At 42.6% G+C, this 15,418-nt stretch carries 14 protein-coding genes and 1 pseudogene; 7 read left to right on the top strand and 8 right to left on the bottom strand.

Annotation, left to right across the window (positions count from 1 at the left end):
* Nucleotides 1–26 precede the first annotated feature (26 nt).
* The 5 genes from RH061_RS12280 to RH061_RS12260 all read right to left on the bottom strand — a co-directional run bounded on the left by RH061_RS12280 (nucleotide 27) and on the right by RH061_RS12260 (nucleotide 5,045).
* Nucleotides 27–863 carry a PhnE/PtxC family ABC transporter permease gene (locus RH061_RS12280; protein WP_311070511.1) on the bottom strand — a complete coding sequence of 279 codons (837 nt, stop codon included), beginning with the start codon at nucleotides 861–863 and terminating at the stop codon, nucleotides 27–29.
* Nucleotides 860–1,660: a PhnE/PtxC family ABC transporter permease gene (locus RH061_RS12275; protein ID WP_311070509.1), complete on the bottom strand. Its 801-nt coding sequence runs from the start codon at nucleotides 1,658–1,660 to the stop codon at nucleotides 860–862. The genes RH061_RS12280 and RH061_RS12275 overlap by 4 nt, the downstream gene beginning before the upstream one ends.
* A gap of 1 nt (nucleotide 1,661) precedes the next feature.
* Complete coding sequence (locus tag RH061_RS12270; RefSeq protein ID WP_311070508.1) at nucleotides 1,662–2,408, bottom strand: phosphonate ABC transporter ATP-binding protein; 747 nt, start codon at nucleotides 2,406–2,408, stop codon at nucleotides 1,662–1,664.
* A gap of 9 nt (nucleotides 2,409–2,417) precedes the next feature.
* A complete protein-coding gene (locus RH061_RS12265) occupies nucleotides 2,418–3,290 on the bottom strand; it encodes a putative selenate ABC transporter substrate-binding protein (RefSeq protein WP_311070507.1) in 873 nt (290 codons plus the stop codon).
* Nucleotides 3,291–3,491: 201 nt separating this feature from the next.
* Nucleotides 3,492–5,045, bottom strand: coding sequence for an ABC-F family ATP-binding cassette domain-containing protein (locus RH061_RS12260; protein ID WP_311070505.1), 1,554 nt, complete (start codon nucleotides 5,043–5,045; stop codon nucleotides 3,492–3,494).
* 301 nt (nucleotides 5,046–5,346) lie between these two features.
* Between RH061_RS12260 and RH061_RS12255 the strand changes: the two genes are divergently transcribed.
* The 3 genes from RH061_RS12255 (at nucleotide 5,347) to RH061_RS12245 (ending at nucleotide 8,098) form a co-directional block, all read left to right on the top strand.
* Nucleotides 5,347–6,750: an LVIVD repeat-containing protein gene (locus RH061_RS12255; RefSeq protein ID WP_311070503.1), complete on the top strand. Its 1,404-nt coding sequence runs from the start codon at nucleotides 5,347–5,349 to the stop codon at nucleotides 6,748–6,750.
* Between the two features lie 158 nt (nucleotides 6,751–6,908).
* Complete coding sequence (locus RH061_RS12250) at nucleotides 6,909–7,637, top strand: YqcI/YcgG family protein (protein ID WP_311070501.1); 729 nt, start codon at nucleotides 6,909–6,911, stop codon at nucleotides 7,635–7,637.
* A gap of 179 nt (nucleotides 7,638–7,816) precedes the next feature.
* Nucleotides 7,817–8,098 (top strand): AbrB/MazE/SpoVT family DNA-binding domain-containing protein, encoded by a 282-nt coding sequence (locus RH061_RS12245; RefSeq protein WP_311070500.1) that lies wholly within the window; start codon nucleotides 7,817–7,819, stop codon nucleotides 8,096–8,098.
* Nucleotides 8,099–8,254: 156 nt separating this feature from the next.
* Here the strand turns inward: RH061_RS12245 and arcA are convergent, their stop codons facing one another.
* Complete coding sequence (arcA, locus tag RH061_RS12240) at nucleotides 8,255–9,487, bottom strand: arginine deiminase (protein ID WP_311070499.1); 1,233 nt, start codon at nucleotides 9,485–9,487, stop codon at nucleotides 8,255–8,257.
* Between the two features lie 441 nt (nucleotides 9,488–9,928).
* Between arcA and RH061_RS12235 the strand changes: the two genes are divergently transcribed.
* Both RH061_RS12235 and RH061_RS12230 read left to right on the top strand, forming a co-directional pair.
* Nucleotides 9,929–11,119 carry a glycine C-acetyltransferase gene (locus RH061_RS12235; protein ID WP_311070497.1) on the top strand — a complete coding sequence of 397 codons (1,191 nt, stop codon included), beginning with the start codon at nucleotides 9,929–9,931 and terminating at the stop codon, nucleotides 11,117–11,119.
* Between the two features lie 67 nt (nucleotides 11,120–11,186).
* Nucleotides 11,187–12,131 carry an L-threonine 3-dehydrogenase gene (locus tag RH061_RS12230; RefSeq protein WP_311070496.1) on the top strand — a complete coding sequence of 315 codons (945 nt, stop codon included), beginning with the start codon at nucleotides 11,187–11,189 and terminating at the stop codon, nucleotides 12,129–12,131.
* A gap of 31 nt (nucleotides 12,132–12,162) precedes the next feature.
* Here the strand turns inward: RH061_RS12230 and selD are convergent, their stop codons facing one another.
* Nucleotides 12,163–13,263 carry a selenide, water dikinase SelD gene (gene selD / locus RH061_RS12225; protein WP_396654808.1) on the bottom strand — a complete coding sequence of 367 codons (1,101 nt, stop codon included), beginning with the start codon at nucleotides 13,261–13,263 and terminating at the stop codon, nucleotides 12,163–12,165.
* A gap of 141 nt (nucleotides 13,264–13,404) precedes the next feature.
* Here selD and RH061_RS23095 point away from each other — a divergent pair.
* A pseudogene (locus RH061_RS23095) lies at nucleotides 13,405–13,593 on the top strand (Rdx family protein); the annotation flags it as partial.
* Nucleotides 13,594–13,705: 112 nt separating this feature from the next.
* Nucleotides 13,706–15,112, top strand: a complete 1,407-nt coding sequence (gene selA / locus RH061_RS12220) for an L-seryl-tRNA(Sec) selenium transferase (RefSeq protein ID WP_311070495.1) — start codon at nucleotides 13,706–13,708, stop codon at nucleotides 15,110–15,112.
* A 90-nt stretch (nucleotides 15,113–15,202) separates the two neighbouring features.
* Here selA and RH061_RS12215 read toward each other — a convergent pair whose 3' ends face one another.
* On the bottom strand, nucleotides 15,203–15,346 hold the full coding sequence (locus RH061_RS12215; RefSeq protein WP_023614207.1) for a small acid-soluble spore protein P: 144 nt from the start codon (nucleotides 15,344–15,346) through the stop codon (nucleotides 15,203–15,205).
* Nucleotides 15,347–15,418: the final 72 nt, after the last annotated feature.

The following is a 15,418-nucleotide window of genomic DNA, read 5'->3' as shown; positions in this document are numbered from 1 at the left end:
TCCGGCTGCTGTACGCTGCGCCGGATTTATTTTATGAACCATCTTGCTTTTTCTGAAATGAAGTCAGCTGCAAATACCAGGAGCAAATAGAATAATAGCAAGAGGGTTATATCAGTGTAATGAAAGAAGCTCATGCTTAACTTGAATTGCTGTCCCAATCCGCCTGCGCCAACAAATCCCACAACGATCGTCGTCCGCATGATAACCTCCCAGCGGTAGAGTATATATGTCAAAAAACGTGGCAAAGCAGCTGGCAGTACACCATACAATAATAGCTGCAGACGGCCAGCGCCGCTTGAAGAAAGATTTCGTACCGGTCTGGAGTCTAAATCTTCAATGACCTCTGCAAAAAGCTTGCCAAGAATGCCGAAATTATGAAGAGCAAGTGCGATTGCTCCGGGCAACAGTCCAGGTTTGAAGATAAAGATAATGATCATTGCCCAAACAAGCTCAGGGACCGCACGAGAAAATATATAGCCTCCGCGAACAGCGCCGAAAGAGAGCCATCCATGCCATTTCTTCACCAGCGTCAGGGATCCGTCGGCAATATTCCGGGCTGCCGGGACAACAGTCAGAAGTGCGGCGATGGTCGAGAAGCCAGTCGCCATAACACTCATGAACAATGTTTCAAGTGTAAGATCCAAAGCATTTTTCCAGCTTTCAACATTCAAGAAGGCAGGGCTTTCTTCTCCTATTCCAAAAAGCCCTTTAAAGAACTTGCCTGCATAATAAAGATTCTGCTCTGAAAAAAGTAAAGATAAGCTTGCCTTTTCAATCATGAATATAGAAATCCAGGATGCAGTACCCAGTAACAGCAGAGCATAAACAGAGACAGTTATAAAGCTTATTCTCCGTTTTTTCATTGGACCAGCCTCTTTCTTAATTGATTGCTCCACAGATCGATCATGATGACAAGGATGATCAAGAAAAACACAAAAGTCCAGACTTCATCATAATGAAGGTCATCTAGACTCAGCTGAATTTGATACCCCAGGCCGCCGATCCCGACAAAACTCATAATCGCAGATGAACGAACAGCACATTCAAATCGATACATCGCATAACTTGTAATATTAGCCCTGACCATTGGCAAATAACCATACCATAAAGTTTGCAGTTTTGTTGCGCCTGCAGCTTCCAAACCTTTGATCGGTTCCTTGGAGACATCTTCAAGCATGTCTGCAAAAATCCTTCCGAGGATACCGCCATAGGGGATAGCCAATGCGAAAATCGCCGCAAAAGGGGAGAGACCAATCGAAGCGACGAATAACCACGCCCATACAAGTTCATGAATCGCTCTCATGAATCCAAGCTGCCCTCTAAAAAAACTCCGGATATAACGTTTGCCTTTCCCATCCGCCACTATTATCCCCGAGGCGGGAACACCGTAGAAAAAGGCAATGACAATTGCCAGACTCATACCAGCAGCAGCGTAGGAAAGAGTGGTCCAGCTTGACTCCATGGCCAGAAGCAAGATGTCACCGGACAAATCAGGCGTGAAGAATGCTGTCGCAATTTGCTTTGCGGTATCTAACCCTTTGCTATGGATCAAGTCTTTATTCCATTCGATAGAAAATAGGCTTATTATAAATGCCAGCAAAAGGATCAGTGAAAGAATTTTTCGTTTATGCAGCTCAAAGCTCAACCATTTTTTATCCATATCAGGAAGTCTCCTTTAGTCTGTAAAGGCTCTTGATATGTTCATCAGTCACGGAGGAAGCGGGGAGATCAAAGAAGAGTTCACCATCTTTAAGGGCTATCAATCTATCGAAGTATTTCCTTGCATATTCGACCGAATGAAGGCTTGCAATCACTGTTTGGTTCTCTTCCAAAGCGATTTTAACCAATAATTCAAGCACATCTTCCGCACGGGCAGGATCCAGAGATGCGACTGGCTCATCAGCTAAAATGATTTCAGGGCTTTGGACAAGCAGCCTGGCAAGTGCAACCCGTTGTTGTTCTCCGCCTGAGAGGGAAGAGGTTTTTTCATATAATTTTTCTGGCAATCCAACACGATTCAGTGCCTGAATGGCATATTCCTTATCCTGAGGGATCAGCATGGAAAGGAGGGATTTAAAGATGCCCCATTCAGACAGCCGCCCGACAAGAACATTATGGATGACCGGAAGCTCACCAACGAGGTCAAACTGTTGACGAATGATGCCGATTTTTTTGGCTCTCTTTTTCTGGTCCCTAAACTCGGATAAAGGGCGGCCGTCTATCAGGATTTGACCTTGATCCGGTGATAGAATGCCTGCCAGCATGTTCAGTAAAGTTGTTTTACCAGCCCCGCTTGGGCCAATAAGCCCTATCAATTCTCCTTTATTTACAGTTAAAGAGAGGGAAGATAAGGCTATCTTCCGCTCATAGACTTTTGATATTTGATGAAGACCTATTATTTCTTGCATGTATTCCACCTACTTGATGATCTTGAGTTGCTTTGCAACCTTTTCTATGGCTTCGTAATTTTCATTCTTTGTCTCTATGAATTTATCAGTCTGCAATAATTCCATGATTTCATTATCCTCTGAAGTCATGGAGAGAATGGCTTCTTTTAATTTTGCTTTAGTTTCATCATCCATTTTGTTTAATGTCCAGTTGTAATCATAGTATTCAGGTGTTGTATAAATAACTTTAACCTTTGATTCATCTACTTTGCCCTCTTTGACAGCTGCTTCCCACACAGAGATATTCAATGCACCCGTCTGGTACGCCCCTGATTCCACAAGCTTATAGGTCTTATCATGAGAACCGGAGTAATTAGGCTTTCCATCAAGGTCCTGATCAGGGTCTATGCCAGCTTCCATCATGAAATATCGGGGCATTAGGTGACCGGATGTAGAACTTTCACTGCCAAAAGTAAATGACTTTCCTTTGATACCTTCAAGACCCTCAACTTCAACATCAGTGTGGGCAATAAATACAGATTTGAACTTTTCATCAATTGGTCTCTGTGCAAATGCCTCTGCTTCAGGAACTAGGTTTCTTGCCTGTACACCAGTAAGGCCGCCAAACCAGGCAAGCTGGATTTCACCGCGTTCAAATGCAGTGACAAGCGCTGAATAATCAACAGAAGGGACATACTCTACATTCAATCCGGTCCGCTTTTCCAAGTCCTTCGCAAAGTCCTCCATGCTCCTGTTCAAGTCGGCAGCATTCTGGTCAGGAATCGCACCGATTTTAATTGTTTCTGTTTTTTTGTTTTTTTGTCCTTTATCTGATCCACTGTCAGAACAAGCCGCAAGGGTAAGAATTATCAATAAGCTTATGAATGTAATCATTTTTTTCATTTTTATCACCTTTATAAATAAATTTTATGTATCTTATAAAATTTATCAATAACAAGCGGATAACTCAATAGATTTCTCTATATTTTATTAAGAATATAATGGCAGAAAAGGTTACTAATCTTAAATTCGTGCAATAACCGTGTTTCCCATTTGGAACAAAGCAAAACCTGACGGGGAAATCCCATCAGGTTTTCTAAGTTTCTATTTTGAGTTTTCTGCCCATTCTTCTACATTCCAGACTTTTGTTACCCAATCTTCGTAGAAATCAGGTTCGTGGCTTACAAGGACAATCGTCCCTTTATAGGCTTTTAAAGCTCGCTTTAATTCAGCCTTGGCTGTAATGTCAAGATGGTTGGTCGGTTCATCGAAGAGAAGCCAGTTGCTCTCATGCATAAGCAATTTTGTCAGGCGGACCTTTGCCTGCTCACCACCGCTGAGCTGATTCAACGGTCGAGATATATGTTCATTCTTCAGACCGCCACGGGCCAAAGCGGCACGGACTTGATGTTGATCCATTCCTGGGAATTCGCTCCATACATCTTCGATTGGAGTGATGCTTCCTGCTTTAACCTCCTGCTCAAAGTAGGAAGGGAAGAGGAAGTCTCCACGCTCGATTTTGCCGCTCAATGGAGGGATCTTTCCGAGCATGGTCTTCAATAAGGTCGATTTACCAACACCGTTCATTCCGACAATCGCAATCTTTTCGCCGCGCTCGATCGTAACGGACAATTTCGGAAGAAGAGGATGAGTATAACCGATTTCAAAGTCAGTTCCTTCAAAAACATAGCGGCTGCTTGCTCGTGATTCCTTGAATTCAAAGGTAGGTTTGACAGCTGTTTCAGGTCTGTCGATCCTCTCCATACGATCAAGCTGCTTTTGGCGGCTCTTTGCACGGCCTGTTGTCGAATAGCGTGCTTTATTTTTTGCTATGAAATCTTCTTGTTTCTTGATGAATTCCTGCTGTTTTTCATATGCGTTAATATGCTGATTTTTATTGATCTCAGCTAATTCCAGGAATTTTTCATAGGTAGCAGTATAGCGGGTAAGCTTTGAAAATTCCAGCTGGAAAATGACATTCGAAACCTGGTTCATGAATTCAGTGTCGTGAGAAATCAGGATAAAAGCATATGGGTATTCCTTCAGGTATCGGGACAGCCACTGGATATGCTCGACATCAAGGTAGTTTGTAGGCTCATCCAGAAGAAGCACTTTTGGTTTCTCCAACAATAACTTAGCAAGCAAGACCTTCGTTCGCTGCCCGCCGCTCAAGGCTGAAACATCACGGTCGATCCCAATCGCATCAAGTCCAAGCCCGCGTGCCGCTTCTTCTACTTCGATATCAAGGGAATAGAATCCGCCTGCATCAAGGGCATCCTGTATCTCCGCCATTTGTTCAAGAAGCTTTTCCAGCTCTTCTGGTGTTGCATCCGCCATTTTTGCTGTTACTTCATTCAGCTCTTCTTCTTTTTTGAACAGCGGAAGGAAGGCATCGCGCAAAGCATCGCGAATTGTTTTTCCTGGTGTCAGCACGGTATGCTGATCTAAATATCCGTATTCAACGCCAGGAGTCCATTCAACCTTACCGGAATCGTGGATCAACTGTCCGGTAATGATATTCATCAATGTCGACTTTCCGACACCGTTCGCGCCAACAAGACCTACGTGGTCTTCAGCCAGCAAACGAAAGGAAACATCCTTAAAAAGGATGCGGTCCCCAAACGTGTGGCTTAAATTTTCTACATTCAATAGACTCATGATAGAAATCCTCGCTTTAATCTATTTTAAGGTTATTATTTAACAATCACATTTCTTAATCATACTAAAAACTATGGTTTTCCACCAGAGTTTTCTAGGCTGGAAGTTATGGAAACTGATTTTAAGAACATTGTGGTAAATTACCTACTTCGGGTTACTAAGCAATTACAATAGACTTAGTAGTAATTTACAGGATTAGTATAAATTAACTGAAATTACAAAATATACAGTATATTATTTGAAGCTGCGTTTTCTCCTCTGCTATATTGTTATTCAATACATAGAAGGAGGTTATAAGATTATGAAAAAACGAATGTTATCTAGTCTGATTCTAGCAGGTGCTTTGACGGTCTCTTCAGTTCCATTCAATGTTCTTGCCCATGACGAGCTTGGGGATGTCAATATTGAAAAAGGAGAGAGGGCTGGTTATAGCAACGTTTCTGTCCCTGTAATGGAGGGCAGTAAAAACCTCCAATTCCTACATGAAGCAGCCGCTCCGGAAATGAAAACTGTAAGGGAAGATGGGAAGCAGAATAGCTTTGCAGATGTCTATTCGCACAAAGGTTATGCCTATCTTGGAACGCACACAAGAAATGGCGGCAATGGCGGGGTAAGAGTATTTGATATGAAGGATCCTTCCAATCCTAAAGAGGTAGCTGTCTTCGCTAATAATGACATCCCTGGAACCTGGCAGGAAAAGGTGATTGTAAAAAGCGTCAACACTCCTACGTTTAAAGGGGATCTTGCAGTGGTGAGCGTCCAGCAGCTCAACCGTAATAACCCTGACTCAAAAGGCGGATTCTTGCTTTACGACGTTACCAATCCGTCAGAACCAAAGAAGCTAGGATTCTATGAAGTTACGAAAAAGACCAATGGTACACATGAATTATACTTAACCATGCAAGGAAACCGGGCAATTGTACTTGCTGCTAATCCTTATGCGGATTATTACAGCCAAGGAGCAGAGAAAGACTTTCAGGTGGTGGATGTCAGCGATCCTGCGAACCCTCAAAAGCTATGGGAGTTCGATCCAAGAACACTCGACGAGATACCGGATGATTTTAACGGATACCACTGGAGTTCTCCGGACGGGAAAGTACGGCCAGTCTTTAATCATAGTACAATGATAGATGAAACTGGTAAGTATGCCTATGTCTCCATGTGGGATTTAGGAACAGTCATTTTTGACATCAGCAATCCCGAGAGCCCTAAATACCTGGGACGCACAGATTTCGGTTCCGACCAGCAGGGATCGGCACACTCGGCAACCCTTGCAAAAGGAGGAAATGTACTGATCGAGACAAGGGAAGTCTATAACCCAACGAAAGAAGGTTATGAACAATCCTATGGGTACACAAGGATCTTTGATATAAAGGATAAAACCAACCCTAAGTTGCTAAGTGAATTCAAGACGGATTTAGTTGATAACGTTGAGGATGGTACTACATTCGCAAACACAGTCCACGACCCTAAAGTGCATGGAAATACATTGTACTTGTCACACTATGCCGGAGGAGTATATGCGGTGGATATCACTGATCCTGCAAATCCTGTTCAAGTTGGACAGTATGCTCCTGAAAAAAGCGATGTATGGGGAGTATTCGTTGATAAAAACTACATTCTCGCATCTGATATTGGATCAGGATTAAAGGTATTAATAAAGAATAATAGTTCCGCCCAAACACAAAAACAGGGAATTGAGTAAAAAAAGGTGAAAGCATGCGTCCTGCATGCTTTCATCTTTTTTAGGAGCGGAACAACCTTCTTAAAGAATGTAACGAATTTCGGCATAACATGATGCTATTGTTTAATCACAGATTGCGAGGGTAAATGGTAACTGACTAACTAAATGAGGTGTTATACATGACAGTTACCAATAGCTATTTATTTACAAATGCAGATATGGTCAATCCTGACCTTGTACCTGAATGGGTTATAGAAGAATATAAAAATTTCCGTGATGTAGTCACTCATCGAGAGTTTCCATGTTATTTTGGAATGTCTGCGGAGAAAAAAGGGGAGCTCCGCTACTCATATATCACCCGGGACAATTGGGAACAGTTGCCGGGGGCCATAGAAGAGTTCATTGGTTTATTTGACGAATCAAAACCTCTTATCAGGCATGGTTTGTTTGTATTTGTAGAGCCTGAAATGGAAGAGGAGACAATTCAGTATTACCGTGAATACTTCTGGAATGTTCTTCAATTTTTACATGAGAAAGACACAAAGCCGTGGCCAGCCGATTATCCTACAGATCCTGACCATCACTTATGGGCATTTTCATTTGCAGGGGAACCATTCTTTGCTTTTGGTAATGCTCCGGCCTATAAGCAGAGGAAAACGAGGGACCTCGGGAATAGTCTTGTCATCGGTTTCCAGCCGCGACGAATTTTCGATGGTCTTGAAGGAACTTCGAAGGGCGGGATCATGTCCCGTGAAAAGGTAAGAGAGCGCGTTGAAAAGTGGGACAACCTGCCGAAGCATCCAAATGTGAGTCATTATGGCGACCCTGATCACAGGGAATGGAAAATGTATTTTATTGGGGATGACAGCAAGCCAATAGAAGGGAAATGCCCTTTTCATCATAAATAAGACATGAGGCTAAATCTGATATAGAGGATTTAGCCTTTTTTGGTACATCTTTAGAGCTATTTCAGACACATTTTGAATGTAAAATAATCCCTCGTTTTGCTATAATTGTATTGGGCTAGAATTTATTCAAAGAACAGACATCCACATCCCATACTTTTTACAGAAGGGGAGGATGCTAGATGAAAGCTACTGGAATCGTGAGGAAAACGGATCAGCTGGGTAGAGTGGTCATTCCGATGGAGCTAAGGAAAAAGCTGAGTATCGGTGAGAGCGATCCGCTCGAAATATTCGTTGATGAGGATATGATTATCCTGAAGAAATACCAGCCAGATCTGACTTGTCTCATAACCGGTACAATCAGCAGTGATAACATGTCACTGGCCAATGGAAGAATCATCTTAAGCAAAGAAGGAGCCGAGCAATTGATAAAAGAGCTCCAAAGCTACCTGGCGACCAACTAGAATAAACGTTAAGGCAGTCCTCAGATGAAGAGGACTGCCTTAATTTCTATATAGGAAATTAGAAAAGTATTTTTGTGTATATAACTCCATATGGGTATCTTAATCCAGCTCCAGCGCCTAGCCCCTCGAGGCGCTGGAGCTTTTTGTTTCTTCCTATTAAAGATCCTTACGATAAATCGGCATGCTCATGCAGCGAGGGCCGCCTCTTCCTCTTGATAGCTCCGAACTTGGAATCTCGATGACTTCCACACCATTTTTGCGCAACAAGTCATTTGAAACATAGTTACGGTCATAAGTGACGACCACACCTGGAGCAATCGCAAGTGTATTGGAGCCGTCGTTCCATTGTTCGCGGGCCGCTGCGATTTCATGTCCGCCTCCACAAGGAATCAATACGAGCTCTTGCAGGCCGAGGACTTCTTTCAGTGTTTTCGTCAGATTGGAACGTTCTGATATTTTGAGGTTGTCAAGTTCCTGTCCTTTTTCTAAAATATAGATTTTCATATGGCCATTCGGTCCTTCGATTCCGTGATGAATCGTGAACTTCTCATGGTCCACCATGGTAAAGACAGTGTCCAAATGCATATATGCTCTTAATTTAGGGATTTCAACAGCCACCACTTTTTTAATCGTGCTATTTCTTGAAAATATCCGTTTCGCCAATTTTTCAATTGCCTGGGCAGATGTTCTTGCACTAACCCCAATCGCAATTACTTCAGGACTGAGGACCAACTCGTCTCCGCCTTCTAATGGATAATATTCATCCCGATCGTACCAATGGGGGATATCATGAGTCGAGAATCGGGGATGGTGTTTCATGATGAAGTCCATAAATAAAGATTCTCTTTTTCTTGCCCCTTCACACATCTTGTTAAGAGAGACACCATTCCCAATCACTGCTGCTGGGTCTCTTGTAAAATAAAGGTTTGGCATCGGATCCAGGAAGAAGGGGTAGTAATCATCAAGCAGCTCATGTAAATGAATTTTTTTCTCTTGCTCGATTTCTGACTTTAGTACTCCGGACATGACTTTTCGAATCATTTCATCAGTTGAAAAAGAATGAAGATACTCCTCAACTGTTTTTCTCGAGCCATTCAGGTTGCTCTTGCTTTCATTCAATACTTGATCTATGAACTGTTGTTGCAGCTCTTCTGAGTGTAATGATTCTTCCATTAACTTTTCCAGATAAAGTACCTCTACGCCACGGTTTCTTAATACATCCGCGAAATAGTCATGTTCTTTCTGCACTGCCGGTAAATAGGGGATATCATCAAAAAGAAGCCGTTCCAGGTATTTAGGAGTCAGGTTTTCAACTTCCTTTCCTGGCCGGTGAAGTACTACGGATTTTAACTCACCAATTTCAGATGTTACATTCAAAGGGTATTTCATATAAGCAGCCTCCATATTCAGTATCTATTTATATATGAAATAAGGAGGGAGTGATCATTATGTATAACTCAAAATTTCACTGCCCCCGCCATTCTGCTTGCCTGCAGACTGGCTCCCTTTTCTATACCCTATTAAAAACTTTCAAACCTATTTTTACAGACCTCCTCTAGACTTTTTGCATGGTGATAGGAAATCTACGTGTTCTATGACGCTTTTTATAAAATATCATGCATTGTGCCGGAAAATAGGGGAAAATAAACAGATAAAAAAGAAAGCGTTTTCTGTCCTTCATATATGTACAAATCAAATAATTATGATAAAGTATATTTTGTGAACACACACTAAACATGGAAAAAGGGACGAATTCATTGTCCTCTCCAAAAAGACAGATGTATCCATTATAATGACATGCCAAATTTGACGGCAGAAAGGGGATTTACGATGTCTAGTAAAACATTAGATCAATTTTTAAATGAGAACCTTGAGGATTTAAAAGGGAAGGGTCTATATAATGTGATCGATCCATTAGAAAGCCCTAATGGTCCAATCATAACAATCAATGGGAAAGACATGGTCAACCTTTCCTCTAATAACTATCTTGGACTTGCTACTGATGAGAGATTGAAAAAGGCTGCAGATGAAGCTATTGAAAAATATGGCGTTGGTGCCGGAGCAGTACGTACAATTAACGGTACACTCAAACTGCACCTTGAGCTAGAGGAAATACTGGCGAAATTCAAAAAGACTGAAGCCGCGATTGCCTACCAGTCAGGATTCATGTGCAATATGGCGGCGATTTCAGCTGTTATGGATAAAAATGATGCCATCCTGTCTGATGAACTGAACCATGCATCCATAATCGATGGATGCCGTTTATCCAGAGCGAAGATCATCCGCTTCAACCACTCTGATATGGAAGATCTTCGGGCAAAAGCGAAAGAAGCTAAGGAGTCAGGCCAGTACAATAAAATCATGGTCATCACCGACGGCGTGTTCTCGATGGATGGAGACATTGCAAAACTTCCGGAAATTGTCGAAATCGCAGAAGAATTCGACCTCATTACATACGTCGATGATGCACACGGTTCAGGAGTACTGGGTGAAGGTGCTGGAACTGTTAAGCATTTTGGCCTTTCAGACAAGGTCGATTTCCAAATTGGAACTCTCTCAAAAGCTATTGGTGTAGTAGGAGGATATGTTGCAGGGAAACAGAACCTGATTGATTGGCTGAAGGTAAGAAGCCGTCCGTTCCTATTCTCGACATCATTGACACCAGCAGACGTTGCTGCCAGCATAAAAGCGATTGAAATCCTGATGGATAGCACAGAATTGAATGAAAGGTTATGGGATAACGCGAACTACCTGAAGGATGGTCTGCAAAAGCTTGGTTTTGATATTGGCCATTCTGAGACGCCGATCACTCCATGTATCATTGGTGATGAAGTCAAGACACAGCAGTTCAGCAAGAGACTGTACGAAGAGAGAGTATATGCAAAATCCATCGTATTTCCTACCGTACCTCGTGGAACTGGCCGTGTAAGGAATATGCCTTCAGCGGCACACACTAAGGAAATGCTGGATGAGGCACTGGCTATTTATGAAAAAGTAGGCAAGGAATTAGAGATTATTTAATTGGATATGCCGGTTTGAGTGACAAGCCGGCTTCTTTTTTCAGAGTAACCGGGAGGAATACATAAAAATGAAGAAAATCTTGATAACTGGCGCGCTTGGCCAGATTGGATCTGAATTAACAGTTAAACTACGTGATATTTATGGGCAGGATAATGTCATTGCGACAGACATCAGGAAAACTGATTCAGAAGCAGCTGTCAACGGTCCTTTTGAAATCCTTGATGTCATGGATGCAAACAAAATGGTCGAGCTCGCCAAAAAATATGAAGTCGATACGATCATGCATATGGCAGCATTATTATCTGCCACGGCTGAAACGAAACCGGTATTTGCATGGAACTTGAATATGGGAGGCTTGATGAATGCTCTTGAAACTGCAAGAGAGCTTAATTTGCAGTTTTTCACGCCAAGTTCCATCGGGGCATTCGGGCCGAATACGCCAAAAGACAATACGCCTCAGGACACGATCCAGCGTCCGACCACCATGTATGGCGTCAACAAGGTTGCCGGTGAACTTCTAGCAGATTATTATTTCCACCGTTTTGGCGTTGACACAAGGGGAGTAAGATTCCCTGGGTTGATTTCATATGTTACCCCTCCAGGAGGCGGTACAACGGATTATGCAGTTGAAATCTACTATGAAGCCATCAAAAATGGAAAATACAGTTCATATATTGATAAAGGTACTTATATGGACATGATGTATATGCCAGATGCGCTCGCAGCAATTATCGATCTGATGGAAGCCGATTCGTCGAAGCTAATTCACAGAAATGCTTTCAATGTAACGGCGATGAGCTTTGATCCTGAGGAGCTGACTGCTGAAATCAAGAAGCATATTCCTGGTTTTGAGATTTCATACAATGTGGATCCTGTACGTCAGGCAATCGCTGATAGCTGGCCTAACTCCATAGATGCTTCTGCAGCGGCTGAAGAGTGGGGATTCAAGGCGAAATATGATCTCTCCAGCATGACTGCTGACATGCTGGAAAAGTTGAAAACAAAGCTATAGAACGAAGGAAAAAGGTGAAATCTCAATGATTTCACCTTTTTACATAAATCAGTTTATCTTTCTTTTCTGTGACTTTCCCAACTATTGCCGCATGGTCAAGCCCTTTGTTTTTCAATGCTTCCACGTATCTTTCAGCTTCGCTTTCAGGAAGGGAAACAAGAAGGCCGCCAGAAGTGATCGCATCACACAGCACTAATTGCTCTTCTGTTGAGAGGTCTTCATAAGCCACATCACCTTCCAGCCATTTATGGTTGGATTTTGATCCTCCAGGAACGACTCCTTTTGCAGCCAAATCATATGTCCCATCTAATACAGGTACTTTAGATAGTGAGATTTCAAAACTTACATTGCTTCCTCGCGCAATTTCACTTCCATGGCCTAGCAACCCGAATCCAGTGACATCCGTAACAGCATGCGGTGTAAATTCCTTGAGCGCATCTGCCGCAGATTTATTCAGTAATGCCATTGTTTCGGTTACCGCCTGCTCTTGTTCCACAGTGACTGCACTGCGCTTGATTCCTGTAGTCATGATGCCAACACCAATTGGTTTTGAAAGCACAAGCAAATCGCCCGGTTCTGCACCGACATTTTTCCAGATGGATCCAGGATGGGCCAAACCTGTTACGGATAAACCGAATTTTGGTTCCTGATCATCGATGGAATGGCCTCCAATCGTTACTGCACCTGCTTCTTTTACCTTGTCGCCGGCACCTCTTAATATCTCAGCAAGCATATCCGGGCCAAGCTTTTTGACAGGATATCCTACTATATTAAGAACTGTTTTAGGTTCACCGCCCATTGCATAGACGTCACTCAATGCATTTGCTGCCGCAATTTGCCCAAACATATACGGGTCATCCACAATCGGGGTGAAATAATCTATCGTTTGGATCAGGGCGATATCATCAGTCAGTTTATATACACCTGCATCATCGGATGTTTCATGTCCAACTAGCAATTCAGGAACAGGTTCCTGCTCTGGCAATAGACGCAAAACTTGCGTCAAGTCCTCAGGACTGATTTTGCATCCTCAGCCAGCCTTAGTTGATAAAGAAGTCAAACGGATTTTTTCATGTTCACTCAACCTGATCACCTCCACAAAAAGTATACTCTTTCTTTTTCTTAAAATCATCCTTAAGATACTATTATTTGCACTAGCAAGGGCTTTACACTAAAATGACAGTAAATATATATAGAAAGATGAGCAAGGGGGATTACAATGGAAAAATATCAAGTATCTGTTCAATTCTGCATGCAGTGAAACTATGCACCAAAAGCCGCGAGTTTCGCGGAAGAACTTTTCACGCATTTCCGCAGCCAAATAGAAAAGATGGAGCTGATTCCGGCTTCAAAAGGAGCTTTCGAAGTCACTATAAATGGAAAGACAATATATTCGAAACTGGATACAGGAGTTTTTCCTGATACAGACGAAATAATTAAACAAATGGAAGCAATGAATTAATGCCTGGCAATTTGCCGGGCTTTTTTCATATCGTTCACCGTTTTGAAAAATCTTTTAATTGGGCAATAATGATATAATTATGAATGGACTTCAGTTTTGGGGGAGATAGACTTTGAAACAATTTTTAAGACAGCTTCCCGCTGTTCACGAATTACAAAAAGATGGAAGGTTTCTTGAGTTAACCAAGAATCATGATACAGACACAGAACATTTCACACTCATCATAAAAGAAGTGTTAAACGATATAAGGAAAAGTATTGTTAACGGAAAATGGAATGGACCAGAACCAGGTACCTCATCGTTTATAGAAAAGTTATTCGAATTGCTTGATGCAGCAGCAGCAGAGCGATTCGACTTTACTTTGAAAAGGGTCATCAACGCAACGGGCACCATTTTACACACGAATCTCGGCAGGGCACGGTTGAGCGAGAACGCAGTGAAACATGTAGTAGAAACGGCAAAGAATTATTCGAATCTTGAGTACAAGCTTCAGGAAGGGGAGCGCGGTTCGCGGCACAGCCATGTGGAAACACTTATTAAGGAAGTCACTGGTGCTGAAGCAGCGATGGTTGTCAATAATAATGCAGCTGCTGTTTATTTAATCATGAACGCACTCGCAAAAAACAAGGAGGTCATTGTTTCACGCGGCCAGCTCGTTGAGATCGGAGGCTCATTCCGGATATCTTCCATTATGGAGGAGAGCGGCGCTCATTTGGTGGAAGTAGGGACAACGAATAAAACGCATTTATATGATTATGAAAATGCGATTAACGACAATACTGGAATGATCATGAAGGTCCATACGAGCAACTTCAAAATATATGGATTTTCGAAAACTGTCGAGAGTGAGGAACTAGCCCAACTTTCAAGCAAGCATGACCAGGTTGTTTTTTACGAAGACCTCGGAAGCGGTGTCCTATACGATTTCTCCCGCCATGGAATCGGAGAAGAACCAGTTGTCGGTGAAGTTCTGAAGATGGGGGCAGATATCGTTTCATTCAGCGGAGACAAGCTGCTCGGGGGACCACAGGCTGGTATCATCGCTGGCAGGAAATCACTCATTGACCAACTGAAAAAGCACCAGCTGGCCAGGGTGGTTCGAGTTGATAAAATGACACTTGCCGCTTTAGAGGGTACCTTAATGGATTATCTTAAGGGAGAACAAGGATTATCCAATATTCCAACATTAAGGGACTTGCTTGTTCCTCTGGAGGAACTGAAAGACAGGAGTGACCATTTTGTCCGTGAAATCAATTCGTTTGATAATGGCATATTAGCGGTTGTGTCTGAAGGAACAAGTCAGGTGGGCGGCGGGACAATGCCTGATGTCCAGCTTCCTACATATTTAGTCACCATCAGACATCGTGACGTCAGTGCTGAACATATTGCCAGAAAGCTCCGCACTGAACATTCCCCGGCAATCGTCGTCCGCATTCAAAAGGAAGAGGTCCATATCGATCTTCGGACGGTCACAGGAGAAGAAGAAAGTATACTTCTAAATGCAATCAAAACCATCTAAAAAGCAAGGGCTGCCTTCTCAGGTGCAGCCCTTACTTTTTTTAGAATGGGAGTAATTCTTTCCTGGCTATAGATGTTCTATTGAGCTTTTTTACATATCGTGGTGCGAATTATGTTTCTGGCGAGTGTGATTGCGATTCTTCACTTTCTTCGAACCGCTTAATGGAGCAGGCTGGCTGTCTTGGTCGCCCTTAGGAGCATTTTTGCGCATATCCTTGGAATCGTTTTTGTTCATTGCTCATCCCTCCTGATTTTAGGATTGGATTTTTCCCCGAATTTATACTGAATAAATTACATATAACTGAGC

It is taken from the genome of Mesobacillus jeotgali, assembly GCF_031759225.1.
GTDB classification, from domain to species: domain Bacteria; phylum Bacillota; class Bacilli; order Bacillales; family Cytobacillaceae; genus Mesobacillus; species Mesobacillus jeotgali_B.
The sequence above is the reverse complement of the archived record's forward strand: the minus strand, read 5'-3'. Positions and strand labels throughout refer to the sequence as shown.